We start from the raw sequence: 24,531 nt of genomic DNA, 5'->3' as shown, positions 1-24,531 counted from the left end.
TCCATTCAGCTTATGACGACCGCATCTCTCCTGTATGGATGCCTGTCTATCCCAGTGATTAAAAAGAAAAAAACGGGTGCTTGCCCTCCGCATTTATACAAAACCTAAAATTAACAAATGCTTCATGTTCTCTCTACTCTTCCTTAACATCAGACAACTATCATGAATGTGTCAGACCCTACGATGGACATTACGTCCTCCATTTCCGCCCGAATAGCCCCCTTCTACATCGGGCGGGCTTTTTTTCTTTGCCGTAAACCTATAATATATGGATAAATAGACCATTTTTAGCGGAGAGAGGGATCATTTGTGGAAGGCTATAAACAGGCGTTAGCGCAATATATTGACGCTACCAATACACATGACTTTGCAAATGTAGAAAAAATGCTTCATCCGAACGCCATTTACTGGTTTTCCGACAAGACTTGTACATCCATGAGTGAGATCCGCGCTTACTTTGAAAATGCATGGCATCTGATCAAGGATGAAGTCTATGCGGCTACGGATGTCCAGTGGATTGCTGTCGATCAAAGTTCCGCTAGCTGTGTATATACGTATCAATATCAAGGCTATTACAACGGGGAATTCGTCACGGGAAGTGGCAGAGCTACGAATATTTTTACGAAAACAGAGACAGAGGAATGGAAGCTCATTCATGAGCATCTGAGCGGCAAAGTGGAGTAAGCCCCAAAAATAAAAGCCTCGCTAGGAAGCAAGGCTTTCTTGGTAAGTCGAGACCCCTCGTTCAAGGGGTCTCGTTTGTTATTTATCACTAAAAAGGGATTCGCTCTGAATGAATCACATACTGATGCTGGGCAGCCCACTCTTGGAGACCATCCCAGAATGCTTCGCAAACGCTAACGATTTTTGCTGGATCAGTCAGATCCCCCGCCATCACCAATCTGGCTACCTGATCGAATCCAGCCGGACGATGCGGCAATTCCAGCGCTTCCGGCAAAACCTTGGCCCCTGTCGAGTAAAGCTTTCGGTTGTGCAGCCCGATCAACATCGCACCGTATTGGGCAAACTCCATAGCCAAGTAGGGCAGATAGGTATGTGGGCCGTTTAGATTTACGTTTCGCAACTTGCCAATAAACTCGTACATTTCCCCTACGAGAATACCGTTGATTCCCTCTGTGAACTCTTCCTGCGCTGGTGATTCTGCTGCTTTTTTGAGCGTTTCAAAAAAGTCCTTCGGATCGTACAGACTCAGTGGAGTAAAGAATGGGCCATGTGTCAGCGGCCAATCATCTTCGACAGTAGCGGCAGTGTTCAGCAAAACATCTGCACTGCACACATTTACTTCAGCCTTCCAAGGTCCCGCTGACCATTCGTAGCTAAATTCTATTTCTTCCCCTGATTCTTCTAATACACAAAACATCTCGATATCCGAATAAGGGCCGTCTGTCCCTCGAGAAATGGAACCATACACCCCAATGGCGAGAACTTTTTCTTTGTACACTTCATGTAATCTCGCAGCAATTTCTTGGCAGGTTTGAAATCGTTCACTTCGAGATATTTTTACAGGTCCATTCATGTTCATTTACGTACATCTCCCTTGATCTATTTTGGGGTAGCTGACACAAATACATGAATGGAGGACCTCGGGATTAACGGGGGACTTTTTTTGGATGCATGTGAACTTCCTCCCATCGACCAGATCGTGGTTCGTAATGATATGCATTTTACCAAGGAAAGGAAAATCTTACGAGCGATTTTTATTCGTGTTGGGAGCATGAGTGTTGTCGATGGCCGATTGAATATACGCTTGTAGCGTATCGATGAAGGTACGAGCGGCAAACCCCATATATTTGTCTCTGCGATAAACCAAACAGATATCTTGGCTGGGTGTCGGATGCAAGAGGTTGATGATCGCAATCTCGTCGTCGTTTATGTTTTGCAGCAATAAGCTAGGCAGAATACAGCCCCCGATCCCCTTTTTCACTAGAGTCAATAGGGACAGGAGTGTGGTCGTTTCGATATGAGGCTGCAAGCGAAAGCCTTCCTGCATGCAATAGCGATTGATGAGCTGTCTCGCTTGATGATCCGACGGAAACATCACCATTTTCACACCTTGAAGCTGCTCAAACTTGATTGCCTTTTCCTTGGCAAGTGTATGTGCGGTATGAACCGCAAGCGCGAACTCTTCGTGAAATAGCGGAATGACAGTGATTCTCTCATCCGGCTCAGGTAACACAGTCACGCCCAAATCAATCTCGCCGGATGTGATTTGCTCCACTATTCTTGTAGACTCAATGACGGATAAGGATGTTTTGGGATACAAGCGGTGGAATTCTACAAGAAGAGCATCAAACAACAAATCGGCATCGCCAGGCAGGACACCGATCGTGAGCGTGCCCCCTTCGTTGTTTTTCATGGCAGCAATCGCTTCGCGTGCGTAGTCGATATGGGAAAAAACATGCCGACTCTGTTCCAGCAATACCTTTCCTGCTTCTGTCAGCGTGATTCGCTTGCCTAAGCGGTCAAACAGCGGGACACCCAGCTCATTCTCTAAAAACTTGATTTGCTGACTGAGATTGGACTGCGAGGTACACAGCTTTTCTGAGGCCCGGGAAAAATGCATTTCCTCACATATTGCCATAAAATACTCCAATTGCCTGAGCTCCATTGCTTCACCTCTTGTGCCCATTATCATTTTTACTAATCATTCTAATCGGAAAAGCATGATTGTTGCGATTTCCCCTACGACGTACACTTTAGTTGACGGTAAGATCGCTGTCAATCATAGGAAAATGATAGGGAGGTTTGTCTCATGTCTCAAAGCATGATCACTACAGCCACATCCGTTCGTCAAATTGGCCTGCAACAGATTCCGTTGATTCCTGAGGAGCTATTGGATGTGCAATCCCCCGCTTTTTCAAATACACTTCGCTGGAATATCGGGCATATCGTCTTTTGTTTTCAGCATTTTCTGTCCATCGGCTTGCCTTACCAATCTGACCTGCCCGCTTCCTACGCTACTCTTTTTCAGACGGGAACGAAGCCTTCTGACTGGACGACTGCACCACCCTCGATAGATGAGCTGATTCACTACTTGTCCGTACAGCTTGAACGGTTGTCCTCCATCACCCCTGACGCGCTAGAGGCAGCATTGCCAGCCCCCATTACAATGGGTCCCTTCCAGTTTACGACGGTAGGAGAAGTCTTTAACTTTGCCGTCATGCACGAATCCATCCATCTGGGGATCATTTCAAGCATGGTAAAAGTCGTAGCGCAGGAAGCAGCAGCAAAGTAATTGCAAAAAAACGAGACCTGTGAATGGTCTCGTTTTTTCTTCCCCAACCGTGTGCCTCGAGCGTGAGCAACATTTACCTGCAAGAAAGTACTCGACACTTTTGACATTCGCTATGTCTATTTTCCCCGTTGTTCCTTGCAATTCTCTATCCTCATAGGCGTCCCAACTGGAATCTCGCTTTCTATTCCAGGCAAAGATACGCTCCCAGCTTTCCTCTTTTGAAATCGTACCTTTTCCTTGATGATATTCTTCATATTCCTGTTCACTGTTAGCTAAGAAGTCATTATTTAATACCATATGCCACTCATCATAGTCAGAGAGTAAAACGTCTTGTTCATCCAATTCCACTTTGATTCGAACGAACTGGACTCCACTTTCAAAATAGCCTGTACGCCTCAAATCAGGTTTATCCACCCATAACCAAATCGGGTATTCTCCCCCATACTTCGCTACTCTCTTTTTCATCTGATGAATCATCCATTCGTATTCCTTAGGGAACATCGCATGTTTTCTGTCCCCTTGTAAAAAACCCCGTTCTCGAGCCAATTCCCACACTTCTTGGTTTTGTAACGTCCAAAAAACCCTCATGTCATACACCCTAATCGCATATTTCAAGTTACGTAAACATAATCAAGCACTAGTGTAGCAGGAAGTTGTCCAGTTATCACGAAAAAACGAGACCTCAGATTGGTCTCGTTTTTTTCCATTTATTCGAACCGAGTGAACTTTTCTTCAGCAGATGTGCGTGTGCGTGCTGCTGGTACATTTTCCTGATCGAAAAAACCGAGGTGCAGGAAACCAACGATTTTCTCTCCTGGCGTAACACCCAAGATGGCGTGTGCCTTCGGATCCCAGTTGTGCGCGTTCGTTTTCCAGACTACGCCTAATCCACGCTCCCATGCGAGCAACTGGAAGTTTTGAATGAGAGCTGCCGTCGCACTGAAATCTTCTTCCCATTGTTTTTGGCGCGGATCTTCTTTCATGATGACGACCAAATAGGCTGCCGGTTGGTTGTACATGTCTCTGCGTGCCTGATGGGCTTCTGGGGGATAGCAGGTGATCAACTTCTCTACAAACGCTTCTTTTTTCTCTGAAGATACAAACAGAAATCTCCAAGGCTCACGAATACCATGGTTCGGCGCGTACACAGCGTCATTCAATAGCTCCAAAACAAGTTCTTCGGACACAGTATCTGGTTTATAGTCTTTTTTAATAGAGCGGCGCTCTCGAATGATTTTGGCAATGGACACAACGGTCACCCTCTTCTCTTAGACTCCCACACTTTGATAATGGTTATCAATCTTATTCAGAACATATGTTATCGTGTACACTCGGCAAAATCAAGTAAGAAGTAAACGAAACTGCACACCACGCTTACAGGGATATGGTAAACTTTTGGACGAGGAGGGATGTAGCTTGGACGAACAGCGCCCAGCTCTCATAAAGCCCGGATTTTTCAGTATCGATGCGCCAGCAGACAGACGACGCAACGAATTTGACTTTCATAATGAAGCGCTGCTCTTCCACCAGCAGCCCGTCGATTTTGTTTTTTTCGGCGATTCCATCACGCATTGGTGGGATCTCGCTACCTTTTTTGGTCGGTCGGGTCAGACCATCGTGAATCGTGGAATCGGCGGTGACACAACCGAACAGGCCCGCAGACGTTTTGCCGCAGATGTCCTTCAATTGAAGCCACGTTACGTGGTGATCATGATCGGGATTAACAATACGTGGGCGTTGGATACATTCTTGCCTTCCGACCGACTAACACCTCAAGAGATTAACCAGCAGGTGACCCGTGATGTAGAAGCAATGGTGCATGCGGCTCTCGAGCAAGGCATTCAGCCCATTCTTTGTTCCCTTTTGCCTACATGCATGGACCGATACGCACGCAACTATGAGCGAAACCAACTCGTCATCACGATCAATGAACGTTTTCAAGCGATTGCTGAACAAACAGACTGTCTCTATGTCGATTACCACTCCCGCATGACGGACGCAGATGGTATCACACTGCGCAAGGAATTGGCTGACGACGGACTTCATCCGCATGTCCTCGGCTACCAGCTCATGGCGACCGTTCTCCGCGATACACTTTCTGCACATGACATCGCACTTGGCACACCATCATGAATAAAAAAAGGATGCGGCTTCTTATGCCCATCCTTTTTTTACTGCTTATTCCGGTCGACGGTCCGTTAGCCAATGCCCACCTGCGATTTTGCCCACTGATGCCATCAAAATAGACAAATGGGACTTGCCATCGATGCCTAAATATTCGTTCATGTCATGATCCATCCAGTGACCAATTGTCGTTACCCCAAGCCCCAGTCCGTTTGCTACCAAATGCAGGTTCTGCGACACGTGCCCGGAATCCCACCAGATATAGCGGTACGCACGTTCTTTGTATTTGTCTTTCGTGCGATCCACCATCGCTGTCCAAACGAAATTGACAGCAGCCCGTCTCGTTACCTCTTGCTCTTCCGTGAACAGATAGGCGATCTCGGACGTGTCTTCTCTCTTCAATCCTTCCAAGCACCAATTCTGTACATCCAGATGATACAGGCCTTTCTCCAGTCCCTCCACGTTGTTAATCATCAGATACGTCTCAATCGGATACAGGGCACCGGCAGACGGCGTCGTGCGTAATTGATAGTCACCCATATCATCTGTGATGCCCTGTGTACCCCACAGTAGGAGATTCAATTCGTTAAGCGTCATTGACTGCTTCAAGAAATTACGCTTGGATCTTCGATTAGCGAGGACCTCCCACAAATCGACGGACGCTGGAAACTGTGGCTTGCCTAAATCAACGCGGGCAAATACCTCTTCATAACGCAAATACGTCGCAGGTCTTTTGGAAAAATCGTAACGAGAGGCCCAGCCTTTTTCCAGCTCGCCCACTCGGTAAGAGGTCGCCTCGATAAATTCATTTGCAATTCGCTGCCATTCGGGATGCATCTATGTTCCTCCTCGTATTTTCTTACTAGTGATGCCTTTTACTATACGAAGCTCTTTTCCATTAGTAAAACAATGATTTATAATATTTTTCATAAGAAAAAACTAATGAAAAGGAACGAGGAGACATGACGCTTACCCAACTGCAAGTGTTTGTCGCCGCAGCAAAAGCTGGAAGCTTCACGCGGGCAGCAGAAGAAATCGGCTTTACGCAATCCGCCGTCTCGCAAATGATTCAGTCCCTGGAAAAAGAGCTCGGCGTCAGTCTTTTTCAGCGAAGTCGCAGCGGGATCACTCCGACGAGCATCGGAGAGCGAATGCTTGCGCACGCTCGCGACATTTTGAACATCACATCCTGCATGACGGAGGAAGCAAACGTTGCCCGCGGGATTACGTCCGGTACCCTGCGTATTGCCTCGATCCCCAGCGTCGCCTCCCGCTTCTTGCCCGGACTTTTGGGCAGCTTTCGCAAGCGGTTTCCGGCCGTGGACATCCTGCTTTTGGAAGGCGATAGTGATGAAATTAGCAATTGGCTTCACAGCTCGGTTGTCGACATTGCCTTTACCGTAATGCCTGATAAGGAAATGCAAACGTTGCCACTCTTGCAAGACGAAATGATGGTCATTTTACCAGATACCCATCCACTGAAAGACAGTCAGACCCTTCGTTTTTCCGAAATCGCGGAGCGTTGTTTTATCATGCCAAAGGATGGCTGCATCCGAAAAATGCTGCAAGAGAATCACATCATCCCAACGGTTACGTTTGAAGTACGTGAGGTGTATACGATTTTGACCATGGTGCAGGAGTATATCGGCGTCACCATCATGCCTGAGCTGTACATGCCACCTGTCATCCCCAAAGTCGTCGCGATCCCTCTGTCGCCCCCGATTACAAGGGAAGTGGTGCTCGCGGTGCGCAACTGGCAGTCGATCTCCCCACTCACGGCAGAGTTCGCCGTTCATAGCCAGCAATATGTAAAAGGCATGGACTTCACGCCAACGAGCAAGTAGCCCCACGAACAAAGCCCTCGCCTATTGGGATTGGCGGGGCTTTTGGTGTGCGAGAAGCTCTGTTAGCCATTTTTCAAATTTGTTGGCACTCATGATTTCATGTGTAATAAATTCACCCTGATAAAACAAGCCAAAGGTCGTCCATATGACAGGCGCGTTCTGTGCTGCTTCCCTCGTTGTCAGCTTGTACGAATGAAAGGGAACACTTTTCGCTTCCGCTACTTTTCTCAATTCTTCCAAAACACCAACAGCAAATGGACACTGTGCTGTGTAATAAATGGTGACGCCATTCTCCTTTGAAGAAGTCGTTCCTGTTTTCTTCAAGGACGGTATAGCAGCTTGTTCATTCCATTTCCATGCCACTAATTGAAAATACGGTTCTGCTTGATCTGCCAGCTCAAACCCCATATGTTCAAAAAAACGTCTCTCACTCAAATACGGGTACTTGTTCTTCCCTACGATATGAACGATTCCGTCCATGCCACGTTTGATAGCATCCTCCTTGCAATGATGCAACAATTGTTTCGCATACCCGTTCTCTTTATATCTGCCAGACACCCACAAGCAGTTGATATACATATAATTGGGCGCTTCAATTGGAACCCAGGCCATTTCCGCAGGCAAGTATTCAATAAACACTTTTGCCCGCTCATCTAAGCGATAAAACACCAATCCTTCATCCATTCGCTCTGTCAGCCACTTCTTCTTCTCGGCTACTTCATGTTCGTATTGTTTTGCACCTAATGCACAGCATATGTGCTCCGTTTCTATATTCTTTTTTGTTATTTCTATATACCCCATTTACTTCCACCTCCATCTTTCCTCTGCTTTTATATACTATCGCGGACGATTTGACCCAGTCTTTCGATACCAGATTCAAAATCGGCGATCGACGAGTACCCATACGACAGCCGGACATATCCTTCTTGCGTCTCCCCGTAAATCTTGCCCGGATTCAGCAGAATGCCCTGGCGTTTGGCTGCTGTAAAGAGCTCCATCATCGAGAGCTTTCCGTTCATTTTCAGCCAGATGAAAAATCCTCCAGCAGGCACTTCCCACGTCGCGTGTTCACTCATGTGCTTCGTAAGTGCCCGGATGGCAGCCGCTCGTCTCGTAATTAGCTGCTCTCTGACCTTGTGCATATGCCTCTCATACAAGCCACTCGCCAGCCACTCCTCCGCCACACGTTGCGATAGCGAGCTAACCCCGTAATCCGTCTGCATCTTGATATCGGCCAGGCGTTCGATGACTGGCTCTGGCCCCACTACCCATCCAATCCGCAAGCCGGGAGTCAGTGTCTTGGACAGGCTCCCGATGTACAGGACATGTCCATGTTTATCTCTTGCCTTGAGCGGCAGAGGTGGAGGCTCATTCGTCCACAGCTCGCGGTAAATGTCATCCTCGATAACAGGCAGACGCTCTTCTTCACATACACGCAGCAGCTCCAGCCGGCGTTTCTCTGTCATCAGGATGCCTGTTGGATTATGAAAGCACGGATTGGTGTACAGAATCGCCCCTTGCTCCTGTTTTCGCCTCGCATAGATCGCCTGCGCAATCATCCCCTGACGATCCATCGGCAATCCCGCAAGCTCCATCCCCGCCGACTGGAACACATGCAAAGAATTGAGATACGAAGGCTGTTCCAAAAACACGGTTGAACCTCGATGCAATAACCCGACCGAAATTAATTGGAGTGCCTGCAATGCACCAGACACGATTAAGACAGAAGACGGCGAAGCTGTAATTCCTTGTCGTCCGACATAATCACTGACCGCTTGGCGCAGGGGAAGGTACCCTCTCGGCTCTTCATATCCAAATCCGCTTAGGTTCCTCGTCACTCGCTCCATGACTTGCTTCATCGCTTCGACTGGAAACATGTCTGGGGAGAGCTCTCCTTTGCTCAACTGAATCAGGTCTGCCTGGAATTCACGCGTATTGATTTCTTGAACCGCCGTCATGCTTGGCTTGTGCAATCCAGATCTGACGTACTCACTCCAATCCGGAGGTCGTGTCGTAGCCAACAGCGTCCAGGTGTTATTGACGACGACAGTGCCCATCCCCAGCTTTCCCTCGATCAACCCGTCTGCGGTCAATTCCTCCAATGCTGCAATGACCGTGCTCCGATTGACTTCGAACGATTGTGCCAAGTCGCGTTGGCTGGGGATTTTGCTGCCAATCGGCCATTCTCCTGTCGAAATTTTTCCTTTGATAAAATCAATAATTTTCCGATATTTCGGCAACCGTTTCTCTCTGTGCAACCTGATCGATCCCCTTCATCTTCCTCATCTTAATAGGTAAAAGTGGTTGGTTTTTTTGATAGCCGAGTGGTTGCAGATATTTTACCACTTCTTGATTACCATAGAAAAGAAAGAAGAAACAGTGAATAGGTGGTTGGTTTTTTCATTCAAAGGAGGGAAGTTATCTTGTTGCATCATGTCAGAAGTCGTATTTTCGCTGCACATGCTATCAGCATTTTGTTATGGGCCTCGGCCTTTGCTGGTATTCGCGTTGGGCTGCAAACTTACTCGCCGGAGCATCTCTCGCTGCTTCGCTTTCTTATCGGCTCTCTTTTTCTCGGGATACTCGCACTCTTTTTCCGTATCCGTCTGCCAGAGTTAAAAGATGTCCCAGCTATCTTTATGCTTGGGGGCTTGGGTTTCGCCGTTTATCATACAGCGCTCAACTACGGGGAGATGACTGTAAGTGCAGGTGTAGCCAGCCTCTTGGTCACGACGACGCCGATCTTTTCCGCTCTCCTCGCTCTCCTATTTTTCCGGGAGCATTTCGGGGTGAGAGGCTGGCTAGGTGCACTGATCAGTTTTCTCGGAGTCTCCATCTGCACGATTGGCACAGGGGAGACCCTTCCTATATCAGACGGAATATTCTTGATTTTATTGGCAACCATTAGCGAAAGCATTTACTTTGCGTTTCAGAAGCCACTCGTAGAAAAATACGGCGTTTTCGCATTTACCGCCTACACCTTATGGGCAGGTACCTTATGTATGCTCTTCTTTCTGCCCGGGCTTGGCACAGCGATAGCCCAAGCGCCTTGGGATGTGACACTCAGTGTTGTGTATTTGGGCATTTTCCCTAGTGTTGTTGCTTATTTGTCCCTCGCCTATGTGACTTCTGTCGTTGGTACCTCGGAGGCTACTACCTCCCTTTACATGACGCCAGTGCTCGCTTTTCTGATTGCTTGGGTGTGGCTGGGTGAAGGTCCTACGCTTGTGACGATGGCTGGTGGCGTTGTGACGCTTGTCGGTGTCCTGCTCGCAACGATGAAGCCGCGGTTATCCAGAAGGACTGTCAAGCACCAAGCCTTTTAGAAACGCCAGTATTTCCATGCTTGTCGCTATTGGCGCATCGATCGGCATCAAGTGCTTGGCGTTTGGAATGACTACCGTTTTGCTTTGCGGATGCCTCGTAACTTTTTGGATGAGAGAGAGCTTCACATCGAGCTTTGGCTCAGTCTCCGCCGGGAGAAACAGAACCGGGCATCTCATTTGTGCGTAGGCATCTTCATAGTGCAAATCACAGACTGTCTCCATGATTTGAAGGTTAATCGTAGTCGGTATCTGGTATGTGATCAGCCCATCAGACAGAGGGTAGATCGTCACATGCTGAAACCATTTTTCGTAATACGGGTCCCACGGATACCAATGCTGCCTCGCGTATGACGCAAACTCCTCTCGATACTGGAACGCTGGCACTGCACGCTTGCGATACTGCTCCAAAATTTCAGCTTTTGATCCTTCCCGCTCGCCATTTGGGCCCACAAAATCAATCATGCCTGAATCCAGATTAATCAGTGATCGCACACGGTCAGGGTACATCGCTGCAAAAAAGGTGGCGAAATCTCCGCCGAGAGAATTGCCAATCAGATGCGCTCTATCTACCCCAGCATGATCGAGTACTGCCCGTATATCCTCACATTGCGTACCGATATCGTAGCCAGTAGCCGCATGCTCCGATTGGCCATGCCCACGCAGATCCATACAAATGGTGTGGAAATCCTCTGAAAAATAAGGTAACATGTCGTTCCAGATAGATGAGTTCCCGCCTTGGGGGTGCAAGAACAGAATCGTTTCACCATTTCGTGCGCCTTCTAACACATGTAACCTCGTCCCCTTCTGATAAATCATCACTGATTTCACTTTGACTCACCCTTTTATTCGTTTTAGCTAAAGCGAGGAATACATATGAACCGAACAGGTCGTTTACTAGAACTGCTTGCACTTTTCCACACAGGAAAAACCTTTACCGTGGGCGATTTAGCCAATACGTTGTCTGTGTCCAAACGAACGATGCTGCGTGACTTGCACTTGCTCAGCGAGGCTGGTGCGCCCTTGCAAGCTTCCCCCGGTCCTGGCGGCGGTTACAGGCTGATTCGATCCCATCAGCTAGCGCCCCTTGCTCTCACGACAGAGGAAGCCGTTGCTCTGATTTTGTCGTATGAAGCTCTTCTCTCCTACACGGACAAGCCATTTGCAAAAGAAACCCTATCTGTGATCGCCAAGCTGCTCTCGAGTCTTCCAACAGACGCTTTGATTAAAGTAGAGCAGCTACGCAAAAAACTGCGGGTGACGAACCCGAGCAGAAGTGTGGAAGCGCCCTTTTTGCGACCTCTCTTGGATGCTGCTCTTTCCCAACAAGCTGTGGAAATTGCGTACGACTCCCTGAATCGACGAAGCACCCGCATCATTCAGCCCGATTATTTGTACGCCTTCGATGGCTACTGGTACTGCAAATGCTTCTGCTTTCTCAGGGGATGCACGGTCAAACTGCGCGTTGACCGCATCCAAGCCATGACGATTGTGGATACCCCTACCTTCGTCCCTGATCCGCATGTCTCGCAGTATGAAGAACTAGAGCAGCTTCCCCTGCGAATTCGTTTGACGAGAAAAGGCTGCAAACTAGCCGAAAGCCACCATCAATTCGGCAATCAGATTACGCTTCTGGCAGATGGTTCCGGTTTCATTATCGACACTGTCGCTCCCTCCGAAATCGATTGGGTAGCCCGGTTTGTACTCGGTCTGGGAAGGGAAGCGACAGTAGACGAGCCTGCTGAGCTAATCGGCTGGCTGCATAAAGAGCTTCATGCCCTGTGTCATTTTTATCCCGTTTGAACGCCACTCTGTTCGGTCCTGAGATGAGCATAGCAACAAATGGTGTCAATCGATGTCAGTAATAAGAAAAGCCAGGAAGACTCTCTTCCTGGCTAGTACTGCATGCCGAGCTCTGCCGCCAACACGAGAAACATCGCATGCGACCAAAGGAGCGGCACAGCAGGATGGCCTGCCCTCTCCACCCACCTCTCATAATGAGCCGGAGAAAGCAAATGCTCCTGCACTTGTTCAGGCAGTCCGCTCGCTTGCCGCTGGGAAACAATCCACGCTGCTATCTTTTCCGCTTCTTCACGCCTGCCCGTTTTCACGTAATACCAGCCCAACCACGCAGATAATAGCAGCCACTGCCCCCCGCCATAATACGTATCGGTCGGGTAGCGATGCACGCCGTATCCTGCTCGCAGCTCCTCTTCTATGGCCTGCACGGTTCGGATCATGAGCGGATCATCCACGTCGACGATCCCATACGGCAGGGCCAGCCAGAGAAGACTCGCATCCACCGAATGATCCCCAACGGACTTTATCAATCGCCTGTTGGCTGTGCCATGCTCGCGTATGAATTGGCGAATGGTCTCTCCTTGCTGAGCGAGTTCGAAAGCTCGGTCGGACAAATAAGGCTCCATCGCCTTGATCCCGGCATAAATAGCTCCTAGCGTTACTGGGTGGATTCGGTCTCCTCCCTCTTCCCAGCAATCAAAGTTAGGGAGCTGCCAGCACGCCACTACATAGTCAATCGTCAGTTCAATAGATTGCCTCAGCTCGTGAATCAAGTCATGCTCCCCACTCATCCGCACATGCTCAGCCAGCCCCCACAACCATGTCCCGTAGCCATCGAGCTGAAAGCTGCCCCATTCGCCTGCTACTTCTTCTCCGTCCGCTGTATAGCGCGTATGCAAATAGCGGTCGTTCCCCGCATCATTTTTGTCTAATCCTTTTTTTACTGCCGAAATGGCTGCTCTTGCCTTTGCCTCATGCTTTCGGATCACATCATCGCACCATTGGTAAAACTTGCGGGCGCTCTCATGGTTGCCGGTACGGTTCATCGCGTAGGCCGTAAATGTTCCATCGCGGAGCCATGCATATTGATAGTGAATAAATGTGGGTGAAGCGAGATACGCCCCCGTACTCGCTTGATGCTGAAGGATCAACTTTACACTTTCCTCAATCAGGGTCATGGTTATCCCCCCTTATTCGGACAAGCCGACTTCGTAACAAATACAGTCGCTGCTCGTCTTCCGGCTATGCTTTTATAGCATATGCAACCGACGTCCAAACGAAAACCCAATATGCATAGCAAAAGAAAACCCACTGGATGCGCATATCCAGCGGGTTCTTGTGACATTTAATTTTGTGAAGGTACATCCGTCTGTTCGGATTTCAAGTAATGCTGCAGCTCCTCATAAAAAGTCGGGTTGCAAGCCATCACGCTGCTTTTTTGGTCGTACGGCAGTGGTGTCCCCATCATGGTCGTCACCCGGCCACCCGCTTCCTCTACAATAATGCGAGCTGCCCCGAAATCCCACGCATTGAGCTGCATACTGACGTAGCCATCCAGTCTACCCGCAGCCACATACGCCATCTCCAGAGCGGCGCTTCCTAGCAGGCGCATTCCGCGAACCTTCCCAGCAAGCTTTTTCACGATCAAGTCGATGCCAATCTGCTCAGCACGCTTGTTCCAAAATACACTCGTGCATAACAAAGCTTGTTCCAGGCTTACTGCTCGATTCACCTGCAAGGGACGATCATTGAGAAAAGCCCCTTCCCCTTTTACCGCATAAAATAACTCGTCTCTGGAAGGATCGTAAACCGCTCCGACCATTCCCTCTCCTTTATGGTAAACGGCAATGGAAACGGAAAAATTGATTTGCTGATGAACAAAATTGGTCGTGCCATCAATCGGGTCGATGACCCAAAGCGTGTCATACTGCTTGTAATCCTCCGCATGTGCACTCTCTTCTCCAAGAATGCCGTGATCAGGGAAGCGTGCAAGAATCATCTGAATGACGTGATTCTCCACTTCTTTATCTACGGCTGTAACAAGATCGGAGGCTGATGTTTTATACTCGACGGTAAAAGGCTCCTTCATTCTCTTCAGACTCAGCTCACCCGCTGAACGGGCGCATTGCAAAGCGAGCTCCTTGAGAGCCGCCAGTGTTGATGCTTGCACACGTATCGCCACCTAAAACTTGACTTATTTTTTCGCAAAGCACGCCCCTTTCACCTAGAAAGAGAGGCTTCGACGTTTTATTTAAAAATGATGAGACAGCTCGTGCTAAAAAACGGCCATGCTATATTATTTAGTGTACCATACTTTACCTGCTGTTACACCACACGTTAGCCATGAGGAATGCGCCTGAAAACGCCCGAATGATTGAAAAAAGGTGTCTCCCTCGTCATTATCTGACTGTGGAGACACCCTTTTTTACATGACTACTTTAGCAGCAGCGCGTTACGCCGCCTTTTTCAAAGCGTTCAGTCAAGGCGTACATGTAGTACTCACGCTCTGTCATCGGAAAGATACCTGGCGCCCCATGCGTCTCGTACCAATGGGCGAGATAGCGATCATAGTCGGGCATTCCGAAAATCGTTTTAATAGCCGAGCTCACTTTGCGCATTGCCTTTCGCATGGCTCTTAGCTTGCGCCTCATGCTACGTGATGCCCTTTCCCGTCAAATACATTTCCTTTGGACTTGATGTACGGCGACTCCTGCAACGGATAGTGCTTGCCACGGAGAATATTGATCCATACCCGCGCTCCGTCGAGAATGATCCCAATCGTAATGACCATGAAGATCGCACATACCACAGCATCGATCTGGTCGTTGAAGATCATTTTTTGTGCAGCTTCCACCGTTTTTACCCCTTTTGGAAGCGTACCGGCATCCAGTGCCTTTTGGAATGCTTCTGCATGCGAGAGGAATCCGATTTTTGGATCAGGATGGAACAGCTTTTGCCAGCCCGCTGTCAACGTAGCCGTCGTCAGCCAAGCCATCGGTACGAGTGTGATCCATGAGTAGGCGGCTTTGCCCATTTTGAAAATAATCGTCGTTCCCACCGTAAACGCAATCGCGGCGAGCATCTGGTTGGCAATACCAAAGAGCGGCCACAGGGTGTAAATGCCTCCCAACGGGTCCATGACACCTTGGAGCAGGAAGTATCCCCATCCGATGGTAATGATCCCAGAACCAATCAGATTACCCGGCAGCCAGTTGACTTCCTTCATTTTCGGAATGACATTTCCGAGCATGTCTTGTACCATAAATCGGCCGACACGCGTTCCCGCATCGATCGTCGTCAAAATAAAGACTGCCTCAAACAAGATCGCAAAGTGATACCAGAATGCCATTAATGCCTTGCCACCTAATACACCCGAGAAAATCGTCGCCATCCCGATTGCTAGTGACGGCGCTCCGCCCGTCCGGGAAAGGATCGTCTTTTCCTGAATGTCGTTGGCGAGCGTTGTTAATTGGTCAGGGGTTACAGTATAGCCCCAGCCCGTTATCGTCGTCGCAACCTGGACTGCATCCACGCCAATTGCTGCGGCCGGTGAGTTGATCGCAAAATAGACACCGGGAGTCAGCACGCACGCTGCAATCATCGCCATAACCGCGACGCCAGACTCCATCAGCATTCCACCGTAACCAATCAGTGGCGCATGCGATTCCTTCGCGATCATCTTCGGCGTCGTTCCGGATGATACGAGAGAATGGAATCCCGATACGGCTCCGCACGCGATGGTAATAAACAAGAAGGGGAACAGATTTCCTGCGAAAACAGGGCCAGTTCCATCGATGAACTTCGTCAGTGCTGGCATTTGCAACGGCGGCAGTGTCAGCACGATTCCCACCGCCAATACCGCAATCGTCCCTACCTTCAAGAATGAGCTGAGATAATCGCGCGGTGCCAAGAGTAGCCACACAGGCAAAACTGAGGCAATGAAGCCGTACACAATAATCATCCAAGCAAGCTGTACCTTGGAAAAAGTGAAGGCTGGTCCCCATGTTGGCGATGCAGCTACGATTTGACCGAGCCACAGGGAAAAGAACAACAACGCCAGCCCGATGATCGAGCCCTCTAATACCTGCCCTGGTCGTATATACCGCATATACAATCCCATCAATATAGCAATGGGTAGCGTCATGAATATCGTGAAGGTAGCCCACGGCGATTCTGCAAGAGCGTTCACAACAACCATCGCCAAAACAGCAATCAGGATAATCATAATGGCAATGATACCAATCAGCGCGAGTGCTCCGCCTACTGGACCGATCTCTTCCTTGGCAATTTGACCAAGAGATTTACCGTTGCGACGCATCGATCCGAACAAAATAATGAAGTCCTGCACCGCTCCACCGATCACAACCCCGACGATAATCCAGATCGTTCCCGGCAAATATCCCATTTGCGCAGCCAGCGTAGGACCTACAAGCGGGCCTGCACCTGCAATCGCAGCAAAATGGTGCCCGAACAACACCCATTTGTTCGTTGGCACAAAGTCTTTGCCATCGTTGTTCACTTCCGCCGGAGTGGCGCGATTGTCGTCGAGCGACATGATTTTACGAGCAATGAATTTGCTGTAAAAACGATAAGCTACAGCATAAGTGCAGAACGCAGCGGTCAATAACCAGAACGAGTTGACAGATTCCCCTTGCCAGAGCGCTATCATTCCGAATCCGACAGCACCCAATGCGGCTATCCCGCCCCAGATCAGGAGGGAAAGAAGCCATTTTTTCATCCGAGTCGCCCCCTTCTATTTATGTAATATTCAGGCAATAAATCCTTAAAAAAACGTATCACATCGGACGAGATCCCAACATAAAAAATGGCTGAACCGTACAAAAACAAGCACAAGCTGCACCATCCTCGTTTGAGTGTAAGCGCGTTCAATTTTGGGACGTAGAAAGTCTCCGCCCCGAGTCTGATCCAAACTCCTCCACAATATGTTAAAGTTATACATAAATTGGTATGGAAATCAAAAAGGAGAATACGCACATGCGACGAATCGGGGGTTACATCATTATCGGAATCGGAGCGATTTTTGTTCTGGCAACCTACCTGAACATTCCGCTCGCGATAGATTTGCTATGGCCAGTCTTTCTTCTCATTCCAGCAATCGGGTTTCATATTTTCTTCTTTATGAATCCGCAGCCAAATCGAGCTGGATTACTTGTACCAGGAGGGATCTTGCTCGTCTACGCTCCGCTCTTCTTTTTCAGTCAGCTATTTTTTGGCGGTGATATGAGCACGACGTGGCCCTTTTTTCTCATTGGTCCTGCCGTTGGGCTTACCGAGCTGTACATATTCGGCAATCGCAAACCCGCTCTCTTGATCCCTATTGGTATCCTCACCGTCATTGCCATCGTGTTTTTGATCGCGAATCTGGCGTCCACCCAAGTAGGCGGCATCCTTGGCTTGCTGCTGATCGTATTGGGCGGAATTATGGTGACGCGTAAGAAAAACGATCACTATCCCATGTAAGCAGTCGAAAAAAACAGACCAATCCTCCCCTCCCAAACGGGACGCAGGATTGGTCTGTTTCCTTTAAAACCCCAGTCGTTTCTTCAATTCCTTCACGACATTGCGGCTAACAGGCACTTCTGTTTTGCGATGATCTTCCATGACTAGATGAATCGAGCCTTTGAACCAAGGAACGAGCTCTGCCGTTTTGGATAAATTGACAATAAAAGCGCGATGCGTCCGAAAAAACTGCTGGCGTGACAGCCTGCTCTCCAGCTCCTGCAGCGTAAACGTGGTCGCATATTGCTCACCAGCTGTATAAATGCTCGCATACCTTCCTTCCAAAGTGGCATAGACGATTTCGTTTGGATCAATCAACATGATCTTTCCGTTTTTTTCCACCGGGACTCGACGCGGCTGAGTATCGACCAGCACATTTTGCAGAAGAGACTGTAGCCTTTCCTCCAGCAGTGGTGACGCGTCCAATGCAGGCTCACTTTTCCGCCTCATTTTTCGTACCCGATTCATCGTCTTTTCCAGACGTATTTCGCTGAACGGCTTGACAATATAATCAACGGCTTCCGCCTCAAATGCTCGAACCGCATGAAATTCATACGCACTTGCAAAGATGATGACAGGTGGATTGACCATGGATTCCAGAAGCTCCTGCCCCACATCGACGCCATCCCTGTCCTGCAAATGGATGTCCAAAAAAACCGCATCCGGCTCAGTCTGAAGAACCGCTTCCAACGCCTCTTCTCCGCTGCCCGCCTCTCCTACTACGGACACTTCCGAGAACTGCTCCAGCAAATACCGCAGTTCTTCTCTGGCTGGCGTCTCATCATCGACGATGAACACTTTGAGCACTGACGTTCACCCCTATCGGTAATTGTATGGTGCATGTTGTGCCGCTCCCGCTTTTGCTCTCGATCACGATTCCATACGGTTCTCCGTAGATCGATTGGAGACGGCTTTTTACATTGGCAAGACCGATCCCAGATAATTGCCGCCCTGCACTCTTCTCAGCTAGAGCTGGCTTGAATGGGTCCACTTCCATTCCGACTCCATTATCTGCCACTGTCAGTTCGACGATTTGCTTTTCTTTGCGGCGTGCACGAATCACTACGGTTCCCCCTTCGCGCTTGGGCAACAGCCCGTGCTTGACCGCATTTTCTACCAGGGGCTGCAAAATCAGTCCTGGTACGGTAAACCGCTCTACGCCATCCTCTATGTCGTACTCTACATGGAGCTTGTCTCCGAACCTCGCACGTTCGATGGCCAGATACGCTTCGATATGCTCCAGCTCACGCGCCAGACTGACATATCCGCCAGAGTCATGCAAATTTCGCCGGAAGTACTCCCCCAAATGAATCAACAGTTCGCGCGCCTGTTCGGGACGGAAGCGAATAAATGAAACGATCGTATTGAGCGCATTGAACAAGAAATGCGGATTGATCTGCGCATGCAAGGCTCTGATTTCTGCGTCTGCCAACAGGCGGGACTGCTTCTCCAGCTCAGCCAGTTCGAGCTGACTCGATATGAGGTTCCCCAATCCGCGTACGAGTTCCAAGTCCACTGCTGACAATTTGCGTGAGCGATCCTGATACAGCTTGAGTACACCCGCCACTTCACGTCTTCGCATCAGGGGGACAAGGATCGCATAGCGCAAGGAACAATTCGTCTCCCTGCACCCAATCTCTTCCTTCGTCTGCGCAATCTTCACTTCTTTGGTCGATAAAACTTCACGGGTCGCCTTGGTCGTTATGCCTTCTCCCACTACGTGATGGGACGAGCCTGCGCCAACATGCGCAAGCACAGAGCGCGTATCAGTAATCGCTACCGCTGCTACACGCGTCGTGCGCAATATTTCCTCCGCTACCTTTTGAGCCGAGTCGTACGTCAGTCCTTGACGCAAGTAAGACAGCGTTTTGTCCGCTACTTGCAGCGTTCGCTGGGCTTGGAGCGCGCCAATCCGATCTTCTTCCTTTTTGGCTAAATCAATAATAATGATCAAAATAGCAATCCCGACTGAGTTGACGACAGACATCGGTACACTAATAGCCTGCACCAATGCCAAAGCGTCAGCGTAAGGACGTGCGATGAGCAAAACAATTCCCATTTGCAGCCACTCCGCCAAGAAACCAACAACGAGTGCTGTCGTCCACCCGATTTTTTTGCTGCGGTTACGGCGGAACTGATAGATTAATCCCGCAAACAAGCCCTCGCTTATCGTCGAGATGGCACATGCCAAGTCCGTAAAGCCCCCCAAAGAATAGCGATGTATCCCGGCAATCAGCCCCGTCATTAGCCCTACCCAAGGACCAGCCAGCAAGCCTGCCACAACGGTCCCGATCACACGTGAATTCGCAATCGCATCCTGATACCAGATGCCATTGTATGTACCCAGTATGGAAATAGCGGAAAAAATGACGACCATTAGTGCTTTTTCTCGCCATGTCGCTTGCTGGTTCAATATGCTGCGGAATGCACGTACACGTGTAAACAGCAAGGCCACCACGATCAAAACAGCCGTCCGCTCCGTCAATGGAACCATTAATGCCATATTCATTGGTTGATCCCTCTCAATCGCTGCCCGATGATTCCTGTTCGTTTCTATAACTAATCAAAATATTCACTTTTCACATCGTATTTCCCTTTAGATTCTCCTCCTTTCCTAGCAAAAAAGGTTGCCGAAGTGATTTCGACAACCCATAGATACGCGTATCGTTTTAATATTCGAACTCCAGTATTTTACACTTTTCCTTAGGCTCAAATCCTAGCTTTGTCCCCAGACGTACCGATTCCTCGTTGGTTTCCAGAGTGGTCCAGTGCGGTGTCAGTCCATGTTCCATGCAATGCTCTAGGTACGCCGCGCAAACAAGCGTAGCAAAGCCTTTGTTCATGTCGGCTTCCTCGTACGTTTCCACGCTAATTTCATGGTCACGCTCATGGACACAGCAAGACAGGCAAGCACTCACAATCGTATTTCCTTTACATACGCAGAATCCTACACCCCACTGCAAAAAATCATCCACCGAATGATAGAATTCTTCTACAACCTCTATCAAGATGTTGTCAGGGTCGTTTTCAATGACACCCGCGTCAATTTTTTTCAAACTGTATCCTTCAGGAAGAGGACGGTAGCTGATCTTTCGCGCTTGGAATTGCTCGGGATTGAACTGGTAGTAATACTCCCAATCCGTTTCTATCTCTCGATGCGAGATCGCTTTGGTCACTGCCTCCTCCCACGCTTCATCAGGCACAACTGCCAGAAAATGAGTGCCCCCGCACGATTCAGTCGTATATCTGCGCAATTCTCCCTCAATAAAGGTACCCAGATCCACTGTGAACGCTTCATTGGCAGCATCCCCTACGAAGATACTGATCACGCCGGTTTGATCGACCAATGCTGTCCGGGGCTGCTCCACATCATCTACGTAAATCGCTCCTCGATTTGTCCCATTGATAATCGCATGGATGGTCAAATCGTTTACGTTATCAGGTGATAGCAACGTCTTGATTTTTGCATAATCCTTTGGTTCCAATCGACGAATCATCGCAATTTCTGCCCTTTCTCTCTCTTTTGGTCATCTGTGTACTTATGCGGCTAATAGCGGAGCGAAGTCATCCAGACTCAGCTTCCGCACGAAAGTCGGGTCATCGTCCACGTTCCTTTCCTGGGAGGATTCCAGCTCTTCTGCAAGCAGCACACGAGCCCGGTGCAGCCGGGATTTCACTGTGCCTTCTGGGACACCTACTCGCAAGGCGACTTGCTTGATCGGCAAATCCTCGTAATAGTGAAGCCAAACAACGATGCGCAGCTCATGCTCCAGCTTCCATACTGCCTCTGTTAGTTCAATAGCTCCGTAGGAAGCCTGTATCGATTTTTCCTCTATTTGTAGCGGAGACAGCTCTACGGTTGGACTTCGTTTCTTTTTTCGCTGCCATTGTCTACATTCGTTTATGAGAATTTGGATCATCCATGTTTTAAAATAAGCAGGCTCTCGCAGCGTTCGGATGGCTCTGAATGCTTTCATCACCGTATCCTGCACCACATCGGCACAATCCTCATCCCGCCCGACATAGGTTCGTGCCACACCATACAAGGTACGCTCGTACAATTGAATGACTCTGGCAAAAGCTTCTACGCTACCGTCCTGTGCTAGCTGAATGTCTTGCTGAACTTCCATCTTGACGCTCACATTGCATAAACCTCCTTTTATCTCCAATATTTGGTTCCTACTAGTATAGATGATAGAGGCGGTCATATGGTTCATGAGATTTTATTTTTTCTGCTTCGCAAATAGAAAAAGACCATTCCTTTAGCTTTTTCAGCTTGAGATGGTCTTGTCATGCTCGTTACATCAATAAATTACAGGTTACCTCTGCGCTCCTGTTCGCGCTCCAGCGCCTCGAACAGTGCCTTGAAGTTGCCATTCCCGAAGCCGCGTGCTCCTTTGCGCTGGATAATCTCGATGAACAACGTCGGACGGTCTACAATCGGCTTGCTGAACAGCTGCAAGAGATAACCTTCGTCGTCTCTATCGACCAAGACACCCAGCTTTCTCAGCGCCTCGATATCTTCATCAATTTCCCCAACACGCTCTTTCAAATCTTCGTAGTACGCATCTGGCACCATGAGGAAATCTACACCGTTATCACGCAGCTTTGATACAGTGTCGATGATATCGTTGGTCAGGATGGCAATATGCTGAACGCCTGGCCCTTTGTAGAACTCCAAAAACTCCTGAATCTGCGACTTGCGGCGTCCTTCTGCTGGCTCATTGATCGGGAACTTGATGCGTCCCGTTCCACTTTGCATCACTTTGGACATGAGCGCAGAATACTCCGTCGAGATGTCGTCCTCACTGAAATTTTGTACGGCTGTAAAGCCCATGACCTTTTGGTAATATTCCACCCACTCATCCATGACCTCAACATTACCAACGATGTGGTCGATGCCGATGATACCTGTACCCTCACCTTTGACTTGTGATTGGTAAGCTTTAAAGCCTGGGAAGAATGGTCCGTTGTAATTTTTCCGTTCGATAAAGGAGTGAATGTTTTCGCCGTACGTACCGATAATCGCTTTTTTGACCGTCCCGAATTCATCGGTATACTCAGTCGGTTCCATGATCGGAATGGCTCCGCGAGAAACGGCCTCCCGGTAAGCCTGCTCACAATCCTCTACACGCAGGGCAACGTCTTTGACTCCGTCCCCATGCTTTTTCACAAATTCCGCGATCGGGCTGTCAGGCGTAAGCGCACCACTGATCACGAACGTCATATGCTTCTGCTTCAAGACGTAGGAAACCTTTTCCCGAGAACCTGTCTCCAAGCCTGCATAGGCTACTGCTTCAAATCCAAACGCATTTGTGAAATAGTGCATCGCTTGCTTGGCGTTCCCTGTATAAAACTCCAGGTAGTCCCAGTCCTGAATCGGGAAAAAATCGGTATTGCTCATTGCCTACCCCTCCGCTTTCTTTTTCAATTATTGACATTATTTTGTTAATTGGGATTATTTTGTCGTTATCTTGAGAGTACATTGGAAGCGCTTCCTCGTGCAAGAGCACGGAACAACGCGAAAACGCTCAAACGCTTTCATTTATTAAAGTACGCATGCGAGTAACAACTGGATACCAAAAAGCCACCGATCAAGTTGACCGATGGCTTTCGCTGCGTTTTCCTATTACCTATGTTTGAAAACAAATTGTTTCAGTTCCGGTAGAGGCGCCGCTCCTACGACTTTGTCGATCAATTCCCCGTTTTTTAGCAAGATGGTCGTTGGCAAACTCATTATGCCATACTGATTAGCGATCTCCGTTTGTTCATCGACATTGACCTTTAGGACTCTCACTTCGCTGCTATGCTCCCCATCAAACGATTCGAGTATCGGCCCAAAAAAGCGGCATGGCCCGCACCAAGGTGCCCAAAAATTGACGAGCGTATAGCCTTCGCTTTTTACATCATGTTGAAAGGTAGTGTCTGTCGTGTGGCAAATGCTCATTTGTACTTTCCTCCCCTTTTTATGTTGAACAGTTTTTCGAAACGACCATTACAGACCCGTAATATCCTCAATGGAGACAAAAAAATAACTCGCTGTACTTGGATCATTTCAAACAACTTATTTACAGACTTATCGTACCCATAATATCCTTTAAAGATTTTTTGTGTCAAGTTGCACCTTCCTAAAATGGGCATCGAAAGTGCAGATGATAGCACGAATCACTCTTCCCCTTGCTCATGCTTCCGATTCACTTTATGATGGATGTATTAAGTCCATGATTGAGGTGTCTTATGAAGTATTCACAGGCAACAGACTATGCCCTCCATGCGATGCTCTATCTGGTGGCAGAAACGCCTGATAAACCCGTTAGTGTCCAGCTTTTGGCAGAGAAGCTAGGCGTTTCACAAACGTACCTATCCAAAATGCTGACGAAACTGGTTAAGGCTGGGTTGATCCACTCGGTCTCTGGCGCAAATGGCGGATACAAGCTCAAACGCAACCAGGATGATATATCGTTTCTGGATGTTATCCAAGCCATTGAAGGGACAACCTCCTTGTTTGAATGCAGCTTCCATCATGATAGTGCCTGTCTGATTCAACAGGTTGTGGCAGACGCTGAGCAGCAAATGATGCAGACGCTGAAGAGTAAAAAAATTGCTGACTTGGTCGCACATATCCCCAAACAACCTCATGAGCCTTTGACGTAAAACAACTTCC

26 protein-coding genes are annotated in these 24,531 nt (G+C 48.7%); 8 read left to right on the top strand and 18 right to left on the bottom strand.

The window, feature by feature from the left end; genetic code table 11:
- Nucleotides 1-309: 309 nt before the first annotated feature.
- Nucleotides 310-684 (top strand): YybH family protein, encoded by a 375-nt coding sequence (locus HPY28_RS26410; protein WP_174231725.1) that lies wholly within the window; start codon nt 310-312, stop codon nt 682-684.
- Nucleotides 685-772: 88 nt separating this feature from the next.
- Here the strand turns inward: HPY28_RS26410 and HPY28_RS26405 are convergent, their stop codons facing one another.
- Together HPY28_RS26405 and HPY28_RS26400 are read right to left on the bottom strand one after the other, a co-directional pair.
- Nucleotides 773-1,543 carry an ANT(4')-I family aminoglycoside nucleotidyltransferase gene (locus HPY28_RS26405; RefSeq protein WP_174231724.1) on the bottom strand — a complete coding sequence of 257 codons (771 nt, stop codon included), beginning with the start codon at nt 1,541-1,543 and terminating at the stop codon, nt 773-775.
- Between the two features lie 162 nt (nt 1,544-1,705).
- Entirely contained in the window at nt 1,706-2,629 is a 924-nt protein-coding gene (locus HPY28_RS26400) for a LysR family transcriptional regulator (RefSeq protein WP_174231723.1), read from the bottom strand.
- Between the two features lie 144 nt (nt 2,630-2,773).
- Between HPY28_RS26400 and HPY28_RS26395 the strand changes: the two genes are divergently transcribed.
- Nucleotides 2,774-3,256, top strand: a complete 483-nt coding sequence (locus HPY28_RS26395; RefSeq protein WP_174231722.1) for a DinB family protein — start codon at nt 2,774-2,776, stop codon at nt 3,254-3,256.
- Here the strand turns inward: HPY28_RS26395 and HPY28_RS26390 are convergent.
- Both HPY28_RS26390 and HPY28_RS26385 read right to left on the bottom strand, forming a co-directional pair.
- Complete coding sequence (locus tag HPY28_RS26390; protein ID WP_254613205.1) at nt 3,212-3,844, bottom strand: DUF3841 domain-containing protein; 633 nt, start codon at nt 3,842-3,844, stop codon at nt 3,212-3,214. The two genes, HPY28_RS26395 and HPY28_RS26390, sit on opposite strands and share 45 nt — an antisense overlap.
- Nucleotides 3,845-3,963: 119 nt before the next feature.
- Nucleotides 3,964-4,515, bottom strand: a complete 552-nt coding sequence (locus HPY28_RS26385; protein ID WP_017250615.1) for a nitroreductase family protein — start codon at nt 4,513-4,515, stop codon at nt 3,964-3,966.
- Nucleotides 4,516-4,672: 157 nt separating this feature from the next.
- On the opposite strand from HPY28_RS26385, the gene HPY28_RS26380 reads away from it, so the two are divergent.
- The gene (locus HPY28_RS26380) at nt 4,673-5,389 is read left to right on the top strand and encodes a GDSL-type esterase/lipase family protein (protein WP_173623765.1); all 717 of its coding nucleotides are present in this window, start codon (nt 4,673-4,675) and stop codon (nt 5,387-5,389) included.
- 45 nt (nt 5,390-5,434) lie between these two features.
- On the opposite strand, the gene HPY28_RS26375 is transcribed toward HPY28_RS26380, so the two are convergent.
- Nucleotides 5,435-6,217, bottom strand: coding sequence for a SagB/ThcOx family dehydrogenase (locus HPY28_RS26375; RefSeq protein WP_173623766.1), 783 nt, complete (start codon nt 6,215-6,217; stop codon nt 5,435-5,437).
- A 125-nt stretch (nt 6,218-6,342) separates the two neighbouring features.
- Here HPY28_RS26375 and HPY28_RS26370 point away from each other — a divergent pair, with 125 nt between their 5' ends.
- The gene (locus HPY28_RS26370; RefSeq protein ID WP_174231721.1) at nt 6,343-7,224 is read left to right on the top strand and encodes a LysR family transcriptional regulator; all 882 of its coding nucleotides are present in this window, start codon (nt 6,343-6,345) and stop codon (nt 7,222-7,224) included.
- A gap of 21 nt (nt 7,225-7,245) precedes the next feature.
- Here HPY28_RS26370 and HPY28_RS26365 read toward each other — a convergent pair whose 3' ends face one another.
- Both HPY28_RS26365 and HPY28_RS26360 read right to left on the bottom strand, forming a co-directional pair.
- Nucleotides 7,246-8,025 (bottom strand): GNAT family N-acetyltransferase, encoded by a 780-nt coding sequence (locus HPY28_RS26365; RefSeq protein WP_017250619.1) that lies wholly within the window; start codon nt 8,023-8,025, stop codon nt 7,246-7,248.
- A gap of 29 nt (nt 8,026-8,054) precedes the next feature.
- Nucleotides 8,055-9,482, bottom strand: a complete 1,428-nt coding sequence (locus tag HPY28_RS26360; protein ID WP_174225985.1) for an aminotransferase-like domain-containing protein — start codon at nt 9,480-9,482, stop codon at nt 8,055-8,057.
- 165 nt (nt 9,483-9,647) lie between these two features.
- Between HPY28_RS26360 and HPY28_RS26355 the strand changes: the two genes are divergently transcribed.
- Entirely contained in the window at nt 9,648-10,550 is a 903-nt protein-coding gene (locus tag HPY28_RS26355) for a DMT family transporter (RefSeq protein ID WP_174231720.1), read from the top strand.
- On the opposite strand, the gene HPY28_RS26350 is transcribed toward HPY28_RS26355, so the two are convergent.
- A complete protein-coding gene (locus HPY28_RS26350; RefSeq protein WP_174231719.1) occupies nt 10,515-11,378 on the bottom strand; it encodes an alpha/beta fold hydrolase in 864 nt (287 codons plus the stop codon). The two genes, HPY28_RS26355 and HPY28_RS26350, sit on opposite strands and share 36 nt — an antisense overlap.
- A 45-nt stretch (nt 11,379-11,423) precedes the next feature.
- Between HPY28_RS26350 and HPY28_RS26345 the strand changes: the two genes are divergently transcribed.
- Complete coding sequence (locus HPY28_RS26345) at nt 11,424-12,350, top strand: helix-turn-helix transcriptional regulator (RefSeq protein ID WP_174231718.1); 927 nt, start codon at nt 11,424-11,426, stop codon at nt 12,348-12,350.
- 92 nt (nt 12,351-12,442) lie between these two features.
- Here the strand turns inward: HPY28_RS26345 and HPY28_RS26340 are convergent, their stop codons facing one another.
- The 4 genes from HPY28_RS26340 to HPY28_RS26325 form a co-directional block, all read right to left on the bottom strand.
- A complete protein-coding gene (locus HPY28_RS26340) occupies nt 12,443-13,525 on the bottom strand; it encodes a glycoside hydrolase family 15 protein (protein WP_174231717.1) in 1,083 nt (360 codons plus the stop codon).
- 167 nt (nt 13,526-13,692) lie between these two features.
- The gene (locus HPY28_RS26335; protein WP_017250625.1) at nt 13,693-14,517 is read right to left on the bottom strand and encodes an inositol monophosphatase family protein; all 825 of its coding nucleotides are present in this window, start codon (nt 14,515-14,517) and stop codon (nt 13,693-13,695) included.
- 268 nt (nt 14,518-14,785) lie between these two features.
- Nucleotides 14,786-14,998: a CstA-like transporter-associated (seleno)protein gene (locus HPY28_RS26330; protein WP_017250626.1), complete on the bottom strand. Its 213-nt coding sequence runs from the start codon at nt 14,996-14,998 to the stop codon at nt 14,786-14,788.
- Complete coding sequence (locus HPY28_RS26325; protein WP_174231716.1) at nt 14,995-17,085, bottom strand: carbon starvation CstA family protein; 2,091 nt, start codon at nt 17,083-17,085, stop codon at nt 14,995-14,997. The genes HPY28_RS26330 and HPY28_RS26325 overlap by 4 nt, the downstream gene beginning before the upstream one ends.
- Nucleotides 17,086-17,342: 257 nt before the next feature.
- On the opposite strand from HPY28_RS26325, the gene HPY28_RS26320 reads away from it, so the two are divergent.
- On the top strand, nt 17,343-17,828 hold the full coding sequence (locus HPY28_RS26320) for an LPXTG cell wall anchor domain-containing protein (protein WP_017250628.1): 486 nt from the start codon (nt 17,343-17,345) through the stop codon (nt 17,826-17,828).
- 63 nt (nt 17,829-17,891) lie between these two features.
- On the opposite strand, the gene HPY28_RS26315 is transcribed toward HPY28_RS26320, so the two are convergent.
- The 6 genes from HPY28_RS26315 to trxA form a co-directional block, all read right to left on the bottom strand.
- Nucleotides 17,892-18,674: a LytR/AlgR family response regulator transcription factor gene (locus HPY28_RS26315; protein ID WP_017250629.1), complete on the bottom strand. Its 783-nt coding sequence runs from the start codon at nt 18,672-18,674 to the stop codon at nt 17,892-17,894.
- Nucleotides 18,649-20,376, bottom strand: a complete 1,728-nt coding sequence (locus tag HPY28_RS26310; protein ID WP_017250630.1) for a sensor histidine kinase — start codon at nt 20,374-20,376, stop codon at nt 18,649-18,651. Before HPY28_RS26310 ends, HPY28_RS26315 begins: the two co-directional genes overlap by 26 nt.
- 160 nt (nt 20,377-20,536) lie before the next feature.
- Complete coding sequence (locus HPY28_RS26305) at nt 20,537-21,364, bottom strand: GNAT family N-acetyltransferase (protein ID WP_174231715.1); 828 nt, start codon at nt 21,362-21,364, stop codon at nt 20,537-20,539.
- Nucleotides 21,365-21,406: 42 nt separating this feature from the next.
- Entirely contained in the window at nt 21,407-22,009 is a 603-nt protein-coding gene (locus HPY28_RS26300; protein ID WP_174231714.1) for an RNA polymerase sigma factor, read from the bottom strand.
- A gap of 170 nt (nt 22,010-22,179) precedes the next feature.
- A complete protein-coding gene (gene hppD / locus HPY28_RS26295) occupies nt 22,180-23,271 on the bottom strand; it encodes a 4-hydroxyphenylpyruvate dioxygenase (RefSeq protein WP_017250633.1) in 1,092 nt (363 codons plus the stop codon).
- Between the two features lie 225 nt (nt 23,272-23,496).
- Nucleotides 23,497-23,814: a thioredoxin gene (trxA, locus tag HPY28_RS26290; RefSeq protein ID WP_174225992.1), complete on the bottom strand. Its 318-nt coding sequence runs from the start codon at nt 23,812-23,814 to the stop codon at nt 23,497-23,499.
- 290 nt (nt 23,815-24,104) lie between these two features.
- Here trxA and HPY28_RS26285 point away from each other — a divergent pair, with 290 nt between their 5' ends.
- Nucleotides 24,105-24,521: an RrF2 family transcriptional regulator gene (locus HPY28_RS26285; protein ID WP_017250636.1), complete on the top strand. Its 417-nt coding sequence runs from the start codon at nt 24,105-24,107 to the stop codon at nt 24,519-24,521.
- Nucleotides 24,522-24,531: the final 10 nt, after the last annotated feature.

The organism is Brevibacillus sp. HB1.2 (genome assembly GCF_013332495.1).
In the GTDB taxonomy this organism is placed as follows: Bacteria; Bacillota; Bacilli; order Brevibacillales; family Brevibacillaceae; genus Brevibacillus; species Brevibacillus porteri.
This window is presented reverse-complemented; position numbering and strand designations above follow the sequence as displayed.

What these genes read in the sequence shown, in the direction of transcription:
- HPY28_RS26325 (WP_174231716.1), bottom strand. Translation starts at nt 17,085, where the DNA reads ATGAAAAAATGGCTTCTTTCCCTCCTGATCTGGGGCGGGATAGCCGCA.
- HPY28_RS26310 (WP_017250630.1), bottom strand. Translation starts at nt 20,376, where the DNA reads ATGAATATGGCATTAATGGTTCCATTGACGGAGCGGACGGCTGTTTTG.
- hppD (WP_017250633.1), bottom strand. Translation starts at nt 23,271, where the DNA reads ATGAGCAATACCGATTTTTTCCCGATTCAGGACTGGGACTACCTGGAG.
- HPY28_RS26340 (WP_174231717.1), bottom strand. Translation starts at nt 13,525, where the DNA reads ATGACCCTGATTGAGGAAAGTGTAAAGTTGATCCTTCAGCATCAAGCG.
- trxA (WP_174225992.1), bottom strand. Translation starts at nt 23,814, where the DNA reads ATGAGCATTTGCCACACGACAGACACTACCTTTCAACATGATGTAAAA.
- HPY28_RS26395 (WP_174231722.1), top strand. Translation starts at nt 2,774, where the DNA reads ATGTCTCAAAGCATGATCACTACAGCCACATCCGTTCGTCAAATTGGC.
- HPY28_RS26375 (WP_173623766.1), bottom strand. Translation starts at nt 6,217, where the DNA reads ATGCATCCCGAATGGCAGCGAATTGCAAATGAATTTATCGAGGCGACC.
- HPY28_RS26305 (WP_174231715.1), bottom strand. Translation starts at nt 21,364, where the DNA reads ATGATTCGTCGATTGGAACCAAAGGATTATGCAAAAATCAAGACGTTG.
- HPY28_RS26400 (WP_174231723.1), bottom strand. Translation starts at nt 2,629, where the DNA reads ATGGAGCTCAGGCAATTGGAGTATTTTATGGCAATATGTGAGGAAATG.
- HPY28_RS26370 (WP_174231721.1), top strand. Translation starts at nt 6,343, where the DNA reads ATGACGCTTACCCAACTGCAAGTGTTTGTCGCCGCAGCAAAAGCTGGA.
- HPY28_RS26390 (WP_254613205.1), bottom strand. Translation starts at nt 3,844, where the DNA reads ATGAGGGTTTTTTGGACGTTACAAAACCAAGAAGTGTGGGAATTGGCT.
- HPY28_RS26320 (WP_017250628.1), top strand. Translation starts at nt 17,343, where the DNA reads ATGCGACGAATCGGGGGTTACATCATTATCGGAATCGGAGCGATTTTT.
- HPY28_RS26405 (WP_174231724.1), bottom strand. Translation starts at nt 1,543, where the DNA reads ATGAACATGAATGGACCTGTAAAAATATCTCGAAGTGAACGATTTCAA.
- HPY28_RS26285 (WP_017250636.1), top strand. Translation starts at nt 24,105, where the DNA reads ATGAAGTATTCACAGGCAACAGACTATGCCCTCCATGCGATGCTCTAT.
- HPY28_RS26365 (WP_017250619.1), bottom strand. Translation starts at nt 8,025, where the DNA reads ATGGGGTATATAGAAATAACAAAAAAGAATATAGAAACGGAGCACATA.
- HPY28_RS26330 (WP_017250626.1), bottom strand. Translation starts at nt 14,998, where the DNA reads ATGAGGCGCAAGCTAAGAGCCATGCGAAAGGCAATGCGCAAAGTGAGC.
- HPY28_RS26345 (WP_174231718.1), top strand. Translation starts at nt 11,424, where the DNA reads ATGAACCGAACAGGTCGTTTACTAGAACTGCTTGCACTTTTCCACACA.